This window comes from Veillonella dispar (genome assembly GCF_937975875.1).
Lineage (GTDB): Bacteria > Bacillota > Negativicutes > Veillonellales > Veillonellaceae > Veillonella > Veillonella dispar_B.
In genome coordinates this window covers 1-9,625 of sequence record NZ_CALJSP010000155.1, presented here as the reverse complement: position 1 = coordinate 9,625, position 9,625 = coordinate 1, and the positions used below count along the sequence as shown (strand labels likewise).

At 34.0% G+C, this 9,625-nt stretch carries 12 protein-coding genes; all 12 read right to left on the bottom strand.

Annotation, left to right across the window (positions count from 1 at the left end; translation table 11 throughout):
• Positions 1-56 precede the first annotated feature (56 nt).
• The 12 genes from Q7P05_RS07460 to Q7P05_RS07405 all read right to left on the bottom strand — a co-directional run bounded on the left by Q7P05_RS07460 (position 57) and on the right by Q7P05_RS07405 (position 9,268).
• On the bottom strand, positions 57-839 hold the full coding sequence (locus tag Q7P05_RS07460) for a protein-ADP-ribose hydrolase (protein WP_303931410.1): 783 nt from the start codon (positions 837-839) through the stop codon (positions 57-59).
• Between the two features lie 133 nt (positions 840-972).
• A complete protein-coding gene (locus tag Q7P05_RS07455; protein ID WP_303931408.1) occupies positions 973-1,740 on the bottom strand; it encodes an antibiotic biosynthesis monooxygenase in 768 nt (255 codons plus the stop codon).
• Positions 1,741-1,761: 21 nt separating this feature from the next.
• The gene (locus tag Q7P05_RS07450; RefSeq protein ID WP_303931407.1) at positions 1,762-2,247 is read right to left on the bottom strand and encodes a prolyl-tRNA synthetase associated domain-containing protein; all 486 of its coding nucleotides are present in this window, start codon (positions 2,245-2,247) and stop codon (positions 1,762-1,764) included.
• A gap of 100 nt (positions 2,248-2,347) precedes the next feature.
• Positions 2,348-3,370, bottom strand: a complete 1,023-nt coding sequence (locus tag Q7P05_RS07445) for a DMP19 family protein (protein ID WP_303931406.1) — start codon at positions 3,368-3,370, stop codon at positions 2,348-2,350.
• A gap of 125 nt (positions 3,371-3,495) precedes the next feature.
• Positions 3,496-4,074, bottom strand: coding sequence for a hypothetical protein (locus tag Q7P05_RS07440; RefSeq protein WP_303931404.1), 579 nt, complete (start codon positions 4,072-4,074; stop codon positions 3,496-3,498).
• Positions 4,075-4,281: 207 nt separating this feature from the next.
• On the bottom strand, positions 4,282-5,805 hold the full coding sequence (locus Q7P05_RS07435) for an SMI1/KNR4 family protein (RefSeq protein WP_303931402.1): 1,524 nt from the start codon (positions 5,803-5,805) through the stop codon (positions 4,282-4,284).
• A gap of 41 nt (positions 5,806-5,846) precedes the next feature.
• Entirely contained in the window at positions 5,847-6,305 is a 459-nt protein-coding gene (locus tag Q7P05_RS07430; RefSeq protein WP_303931401.1) for a glycosyl transferase family 4, read from the bottom strand.
• Between the two features lie 47 nt (positions 6,306-6,352).
• Positions 6,353-6,712 (bottom strand): hypothetical protein, encoded by a 360-nt coding sequence (locus tag Q7P05_RS07425; RefSeq protein WP_303931399.1) that lies wholly within the window; start codon positions 6,710-6,712, stop codon positions 6,353-6,355.
• Positions 6,705-7,124 carry a bacteriocin gene (locus Q7P05_RS07420; RefSeq protein WP_303931398.1) on the bottom strand — a complete coding sequence of 140 codons (420 nt, stop codon included), beginning with the start codon at positions 7,122-7,124 and terminating at the stop codon, positions 6,705-6,707. Before Q7P05_RS07420 ends, Q7P05_RS07425 begins: the two co-directional genes overlap by 8 nt.
• Positions 7,125-7,152: 28 nt before the next feature.
• Positions 7,153-8,214, bottom strand: a complete 1,062-nt coding sequence (locus Q7P05_RS07415) for an ankyrin repeat domain-containing protein (protein WP_303931396.1) — start codon at positions 8,212-8,214, stop codon at positions 7,153-7,155.
• A gap of 138 nt (positions 8,215-8,352) precedes the next feature.
• A complete protein-coding gene (locus Q7P05_RS07410; protein ID WP_303931395.1) occupies positions 8,353-8,739 on the bottom strand; it encodes a GNAT family N-acetyltransferase in 387 nt (128 codons plus the stop codon).
• Positions 8,740-8,890: 151 nt separating this feature from the next.
• A complete protein-coding gene (locus tag Q7P05_RS07405; RefSeq protein WP_303931393.1) occupies positions 8,891-9,268 on the bottom strand; it encodes a hypothetical protein in 378 nt (125 codons plus the stop codon).
• Positions 9,269-9,625: the final 357 nt, after the last annotated feature.

Genomic DNA, 9,625 nt, shown 5'->3' with positions numbered 1-9,625 from the left:
GTATGTCATTATTAAATGATACAGTATTTTTATGAATTTCAAAAGGAGTACATTATTTATCCCATTAATTTGTTGTAGATTTCATAATCTATATCCTTAAATACATTAAATACCACTTGTATTTTACTATTAGTTTCTTTTAAATAGGTACGCACCGTATCGATAGCAATTTGGGCCGCCAATTCATTAGGAAATCTAAACTCACCTGTAGAAATACAGCAAAATGCAATGGACTTCAAACTATAAGCATTAGCTAACTCCAAGCAAGATCTATAGCACGATGCCAATTGTTCTTTTTCTAACTCTGTAACAGTATCATAAACAATAGGTCCCACTGTATGGATAACATGACTGGCTGGTAAATTATAGGCATAAGTCTTACGAGCCACGCCTGTTTTCTCAGGCATATCCATATATTCTATCATCCGTGCACACTCCATACGCAGCTCAATACCAGCAAAAGTATGAATGGCATTATCGATACACTTATGATTAGGCGCAAAACAACCAAGTAATTGATTATTGGCAGCATTAACAATAGCATCTACAGATAATCGAGTAATGTCTCCTTGCCACAAATAAATCTGAGGCTCCCTCTCCTCCATATCCTTAATCCTTACAATACCTTTTTCTAGAGTCAATATATTTAAATATTCATCTTGTACTTTCATCCATTCAATAGGCATTGCACCAGCAGCACGAATATTACATAAAGCCCTAAAAAGTGTAAACTGTTCTGCTTCATCATTAGGAATTTCAATATGTTCGTCTTTATATTTCTCTCTATATTCTTCTACTAATCCTTTTACAAGATAAGATAAACGTTCTTGCTGTGTCATTTGTAACTCCTTATAGTCTATCAAGACTTTTACTTATTATATAACAAAAAAACTGCTAGCACATACATATGCATATGCTAGCAGTAACTTTACTGTAATTATATTTGTAGTCGTAATTATATTATATCCAATACTAAGGTCTTACAAAAGCTTGACCACCATGGTTAACGAGGATATCCCCATCTAGTACTTTTGTAGTAACGTTTTGTAGACTACCTTGGATTTGGCTCATCATAAAGCGATAACCAGGACTATTCAAATGTTTTGTTAAGGCTTCTTGATCACTATAGATTTGGATAACATACCAATGATTCTTTGCGTTTCTATCACGAAGCACATACCCCGCCTTATAGCCCGCATCGTCTCGAACAGCACGTTCTATATCTAGTTGATATTGACGTTGTACTGTATCGATATCATTGCTATCAACATTAAACTCTGTCAATGTCACCACAGCTTTACCGTCATTTACGATAGATAAAGCATCTTTTTTCTCAAACAATAGCACAGACTGTACATCATACATTTTGCGATTTGTTAATTTAGAACCTACTTCATTAACAAAAGCTTGATACTGATCAGATTTACGATGCGTTTCAATAGCCGCTAAATCTTTATAGATTTCTACCACATAAGACTCAGATGGATTCCCTTTCACATGAGCTACGTTCATAGATAATGTGTTAGGCTCTTTCTCCATAGAAGCAGTTAAGTTAGCTACGCCCGTACTATTATATGCACCTTGTAATTCCGCAGGTACTTGGAAGCGATGCATACCTACACTAGGTGCTGTATCTAAACCTTCATCACGTTCCATAACAAGAGCCGCAAAGGATGTGCTTACGCCTAATACTGCAATAGCAGATGTGACAAGAATACGTTTTAATAATTTTCTATTCATACATGCTCCGATTCGACTAAATTACAATGTAATATATTCTACTATTGTACCATGTTCTTCAATTAATTTAACTAAGTCTTTTCCTTGTAGCCATACAGTAGCGTCATTTTGATTTGGATGGATACCAATTAGATTATCTTTATAATCCGCATCAATATAGTAATGTACCTTACGCTCTTCATCGTGGAGCAAGCAGAATGGAGATACGTGACCTGGTTTAATCTTCAAAATATCCCATAGCTCTTCTTCAGAGCCAAAAGAAATCTTTTTTAGCTTATGGTCCTTACGAAACTGTTTTAAATCCACACGCTTAGAACCACGAACAGTAATCAAATAATAGTGTTCCCGCTTGTGGTCTCGGATGAATAGATTCTTCGCATCCCACTCAGGATATGGCAACTCTACATCAGGCTTATCGTCCATACTAAATAGCGGTGCGTGATCCGTAATTTCAAAATCGATATGATGGTCACGTAAACAATCATATACGCCTTGTTTATCTAACATGTAATACCTCTAATATATAGTTTACGCTTGGTGAAAGTAATATTTATAGTCATATTACTATTATATAACCTAACTATATAATCTAATTATCCCACCAAATTTATTCTGGAACTTTATAGGTACCATCAAATACAAATAATTCAGGATGTTCATGTACGAATGTATCTTCATAGATTCCATCATATTCATACACTACATCATCTTTTTTATCGAGGAAATCGAACAACTCCTCTTCATTTTCCCAGTCTTTCAAAATGGTCCATCGTTCTTCCCTATCAAATGGAATGGACCCACCAAAATAATCAATTACAGATTGTAAATTATCTGCTAATGGAGCCATCTTGAAGAGACGTAAGCCAGCAAGAGCATCCTCCCATACAATGCCTGTAGAGTTATAGAAGAACTGATGATGTCCACCATTATTAACCTCTGCGAAGTACCAGGATATAGCATTGAGATAGCGTTGCTCTACAGTAAAAGGTTTTGCAGATTCTAAATAATCATCGTATGAGCCATATATATTGATAGTCCAATACATGGGCTCATTAATGGTCCACATATCGTCTGTAGCTTGTATCTCTTCAACAGTGATAGTACGATGACGAAGTACACCTTCTCTTTTCTTCTTTTTAGCTGCTACATACTCATTATAGGCAGCACATAAATCAGGATAATCAGCTTCACATTTTTCAAAGTCCATTTGCATATAGCACATATCCATGACTTCAAAACAATACGATTTTATATCATCTAGTTCCGATTCCGTAGCTAACCGTACACCCCGATCTACTAACCTTAGCATCTGCTGCATAGTATCCGATGTGTACACTTCATTATTATCTAAAACAATAGCTCCATACGCATAGGCACAGCGATAATACCACACCGCATCACGATGCGCTTCATCAATAGACTCGAATACCTTAATTGCCTCTTTTTCATTACCATTATTGTTATAAGCTCTACCAAGCTCACCCAATAAAGGTATAGATAAATTTTCTATGCCCACACTAGTTAACACATCAATAATAGTTTTTACGTTTCCACTATCATTAAGATCTTTAATAGTTTGTAATTGCTCAGCATCAGCTAAAGATAAAAACTGTTCAACACTTAAAGACATACAATACACTTCCCCTCATAGCATCAATATGTATATGAAATCATCTTAAGATAATTATAACAAACAACACAAAACTATGGGTTACAGATTTTAAAATAATAGTTTATAACAAAACAGCTATTTAACTAGCTACCAAGCCATACAACAAATACAGGAGTACCTTCATCATCATCGTCGATTTCATCGATATCGTCACCATCGAATTCATGGTCATCATAGGCTAGATTTTCAAAAAATACATGATCACCGAGCTCTTTATTGGCCATTAAGTTATGTAGCTTGAAAAGAAGCTCTTCAGTAGTAAAGTACTGTCCATTATCTGCTTTTAGGCGAGCATAGATTTCAACTTGCCACATACCATCTTCTTTATCGTATTCTTGTAACTCATCATCTTCGTATAAGTATTCATTAGAGTGAAGCTGACTTTTGCTTTCAATCCAAGCTTCATAGCTTACAAGAATTTCAGGCTCTACTAATGGCGGTAATGTATCAGGATTAACATTATGCTCTTCTAAGCATTCATAAAACGCCTTAAGAAACTCTTCTCTAGTATAAGTAGTTTTATTGAACACCCAAGGAATTCCCTTAAACTCATGATAATAACCTTCATATATTTTATTACCATCTTTATCAACACCGAGATATTCAATCTGCTCAGTATTCTCATCCTTGTTAAACAGTTTTTTTATGGCATCAAAAATCATAGAATAGTCCTCCTTGTAGTCATTTAAACAATGCTTCGATTTTAAAATGTGTAAATTTTTTTATATTTTACACGAAACCCATATTAAATAACGTAGCCCAAAGCACATAAGTACAATAATTTAAAATATTTTATTACTGTTATAAGTTTTCGTGTATAGTAAAAGCCCTTCGCATAAGCGAAGGGCTTAACTATTATTTTTTATTAACTAGCTACCACACACAATATAGAATACAGGTATACCATCTTCATTATCTATAAGTCCGTAACCTTCACATTCATGGCCTTCGTATTCAATACCTTCAAAGAATACATGATCGCCTAATTCTTTATTGGCCATCAAATTGTGCAATTTAAAGAGCAATTCTTCTCTAGTAAAATATGTGCCATTATCCGCTACAAGATGAGCCATAATTTCTACCTGCCACATACCATCTTCTTTATCTTCTTCCAGCAATTCTTCGTCTGTAACACGTTCATTATCAAAAAGTTGGTCTTCACTTTCAATCCAAGCTTCATAGGTTACTAGAATTTCCGTTTCTTCTAATCTATCGTCGTCATCTGATTGATCATCATCTACATATTTCTCTACTTCTTTATTGTATTCTTTGGAAAACTCTTCTCTACTATATGTATGTTTGTTAAATACCCAATGCACTACATCATATGTAGGATAGTTATCTTCATCGCAATCAGTAACGTCTTCAGTATCTGTACCTTCTTTAGTATCTTTAGTATCTTTACTATTTCTCTTATCAAAGACATTCTTAATGGTTTCAAATATCAAAGGATAATCCTCCTTGTACTCTTTTGGCTTGATTTGAGTTAATAAGTATTTAACAACTTCACAGCACCAACCAAGTTGTTTATCTAAATGGGCTTCTTTCGTCATTTTTATGCCCGTTTCTATTAACTGTAGTGCCTTCTGTACATGTTCAGATTCGTAGCTTTCACCAATAGCTAACATCGCATGAGCATAGCCACAGCGATAATACCAAGACCAATCACGATGTGCCTCGTTGATACGATTAAATAAATCAATAGCCTCTGATGCGCGGCCATTATTATTATACATACGTCCTAAGGTGCTTAACAATATAGGCGACAAATTATCAATGCCTATGTTAGTTAATAACTCCATAGCACGCTTAGAATCGATGCCCTCTTGTTCATTAAGGAGCTTAACCTTATCCGCATCACTTAATTCTTGAAACTCTTCATCCGTAATATCTTCTATACTGATATATAAGTTCTTAATAAAGTCACCAAAGTTATCTGCTAAGGGAGTCATGGAGTAATCACCTTCTTGATCTACTCGTACAACCTTAGGCTCACCGGTAGGACCGCACTCACGATAATCGAGGAAAATCATGTCGTGACCACCGGAAATCGTATCAGCTACAACGACACCGATAGGGGGATATTTTACTTTTGAAATCCAAAACTCATTTCCCATCTCACCTAAAAGAGAGTATTTTTTATCTCTATCGATGCCATATATTCCTGTTATATATACACAATCGTCATCATCGTTAATAAAACAATTTTTCTTTACTACACCACCATTATGATTTTTTAATAGCTCTATATATGCTGTAGGCAATGTATAACCTAATTCTGATTCAGCATCTTTAATATCCTCATCGGTAACAGGTTTACCTATATAGGATTTAAACGCATAATCAACATCGTTCCAAAATCCGGTCCAATCAAAGTCTTTTAGATTACTCATAATACTCTCCTAGTTTAAACCGATATAATCTAATTTTTTAATTATTCATTCATAGAATAAGTTTTGATTAAAGCTTTTACCTCACGTCGTATCAAAATAGTATCTACCATATAGGAAACAATAATATAAGGAGATGCATTTATAATCGCTATAGGCGCTAATATAATTGCCACCCATAATAGATCTAGAGGATATGCATACCACTTTATATCTATGGTATTTAAAATGGGTATAACATAATCTATAACTCTTAATTCCCATTGCATTAATGGATTCAATTCCTCACTTGTTCCTACTAGCCAAGCAAAGATAATCCCAAAAAGCAAAAAATATAATATGCCAACTGGAATTAATATCTTCGCTCGCTTTTTTAATAGATTACGACAAATCTCATCTTCTTCCTCTGGTGCTATATCATATAACATATTGCACTGAATCTGAATCCGTCTAAATCGATAGCGAATATACTTATACAAAATGTTATTCGGTGTATATAACATAATAGACTCCACACATAAGTCATACTAGCAAAATTATGAAAAATATATCATCCATCTATGGCAAAATAATGTAAATCTTTGAATTCATCATCCCAAAATGTAAAAGAAAAGATATGGGTATCATCAAAGGTTTGCTCGCAATAGGTCACAGCATCACGTTCTGGCTCAATAATAGGCATACCAATGCGTGATTTCACGTCATCAATAGTTACATCACCATACAAATCTTGTATTTCGTTATAGATGAAAGTAACGATTGTATCTATATTCTTGTGGTAATTTACAGCTAATAGCTTTGCCGTATCTAAATTAGCATCTGTTGGTTTCTCATCCCAGCAAAACTGTATTCCTTCGTAGAATGTGGTATATTGCCTTAACTGTTCATCATATATTACAGGATTAGTCATCGTTTGTACCCTTTACATAGCTTTCCATCTTTGGTCTTAAATCTAGTACGACTTCCCAATCATCTAATGATGGTACCTTATGATGTGCAATAAATTCTTCTATGATCTGGAATGCCTCTTGATGTCCTAGTTCATTTTTACCGTATATTATCGCACCCTGCTCGCCATCATTAGTTACACTAAGCTCTATATGTAATAAATCCGTATCTTGATCACTACAAACTTGTACAAAGTTATACATTTTATTATCTATCGGAATTGCCTTTGATGGTGAGATAACTACAAAAGCCTGTTCTTGATCCTCAATAGCGTAGAGATTTTGCTCAACCTCATTCAATGTAATTCCTTCATACTTATAGTCACCTACATCAATTGACCAGTCTGTATAAGTTTTCTCAACTGTATCTGCCATATGTATCTCCTCTGCTGTACAATTTACATTAAAACAAAGTTTCTAATTGACCTGACATATCTGCCATAAAGTCATCAAACTTACAAAGTTCTCGTAGCTCTTGATGCTCGGTATCATAACAACTGATCTTTTTAGACTTAGGATCCCATACAATTTGCCAATCATTATACTCGCCTAGCTCTTTAGATAGTCGTAATAATTTACGACGACCCACTTTAAATGGCACTGTATCAAGTAAAGGTAAAAACTCAATGGATATAAAATCAGAGTCTGGCAATTCAAAATAGAGAGTATCTCTCTCTAAAAACGATACTAATGCCTTTGGTAATTTAAAGGGTTTTAATTGATCCATTTTATTCTGTTTATCATGGTACTCTACAGGCTCTAATGTTTTAAAATACTCTGCCATCTCCATATCGCCTTTTTCAATGGCAATGCTATAAGGACGCATACCATCCTTTTCCGTGATAGTCACATCCGCACCATGTTCTACCAAGTATTTACACATCTGTAAATCTACGTACCGAGCAGCTACACATAATGGAGTTGGCTTAAAAGGATACACAGAGTCAGGCTTATTGTAATTAATATCAACACTATTATGGATAAAGAAATCTAGAACCTCATAATTATTCTCTGTAATGGCATTTCTGAAAGCTTTACCGCCATATTTTTGTACTGTATGACCCAAATCATGAATAATTTGTAGGTTCTCATATTTCTTGCCATATAAGGCAGCTTGAAAAGCATCTACCTCCACAGAGTTCAATGCGTGAATATTAGCACCATGATCCACAACATAATCTATTACCTTTTGATCAGCATACCGTACAGCTAATAAGAAGCTTGGATTTTCTTCATCATTTAGTTCTGCTCCATGTTCAACTAACCATTGAACACTAGGTAAACAATTCATTACTAATGCCAATTCTATAGGGGAATACTCACTGTACTTACCCAATTGTATAGGTTTATGAATATCCCAACCATCTACTAATGCGGTTTCTAAAGCTACGATATTTCCTTTTACAATATCTATTACTATTTCAGGTACAGATTCAAAGGTACCTAAATCCTTTAGATCTATCATGTCTCTCTCCCATGAACTATATTTTAAAATGATATATACTAATTACATTATATTACATTTATAAGTATGAGTGTATAGTAAAAGCCCTTCGCTTATGCGAAGGGCCAATCTACTATTTTCCTTGTGTTTAGAGACAACTTATAAACTAAGTTCGTATAGCTCATAATCGGTTAAACCTGTATCTTCATAATACATAGGTAATGTACAAAGATACTTGAACCCCATACTAGAGTATAGCTTTTCAGCAGGAAGATTACCTTTAAGAACATCAAGACGTATTGCTTTTTGCTTATTCGCTTTAGCATACGTAATGGCAAAGCTAACTAACTCTTTAGCATAGCCATGACCGGCGTAATGAGGATGTACACCAAGTGCATGAATCCCCATCACTTCATCTGCATGAGCTTTTGTGGGCCAATCAACATTCTGGTATCCTTCGTTAGATTCATGGTTGATAACCATGGCTGCTATAATTTTCCCATTAATGTTTCCTATAAATAATTCGTCCTTTGCAATTGATTTCATTAAGAAATCAGGCTCAGGATAAATATCTTTTTTCTAACCTATATCATAAATAGATCCTTGTAATCCATCTATAAGGGAATGATAAAACGATCTAACATCTACATATTCTTCTATTGTTGCTTTTTCTATAATCATAAATGTATATTACTTTCTATTTATTATCTTTAGTTATTGTATTAACAAGATACATAAAAGTTCCACTATTAGTATCATCAACTTTAGAGTATTCTTTCCAATGTATAGGATATATACCAGTTAACACTATAGGTGCTTCCATTCCACGCATTGTTCCTTTTCCTGTATTATCGGACCACTTCATGCAACCTGTTTTAATAGAACCATCATTAATAGAAAATTCAGCGTATATACAATTTGCTTTTATGGGCAGATTTAGATAAGACATCTCACTAGTTATCTTAATTGTATAACCTTCAATAAAGTTATTACTCTTATCTCTAAACTCCTCTATACGCATTATATCTTTTAAATAGTTATAACAACCTTGATCCTTAGCACCTTGCTCCTTCAATACATACACTTCATCATTTATGGTTTTAATACATTTTTTGGTCGTATATTTAAGCTCAATAGGAATCCATTTACCATCTACTATAACAAGAATATCAAGATGTAAATTAGGGTTAAATTCAGGTACAAACTCTAGTCTGATATCACAATTGGGATATTTTCCTTAATCATCCAAGCTAAGCTAAATTGAAAGTCAGCCTCAGAGTAAAATATTGGCCGCCATTGGCTCAAATGATTCATTACTTTATGAATATCTAATATTAATCCCATAATACAATCCTATTTCAGCACCAAATAATATTTAGTTTAGTTTAATTATATTATATTTATAAGTATAAATATGTACCTCATTCATCAC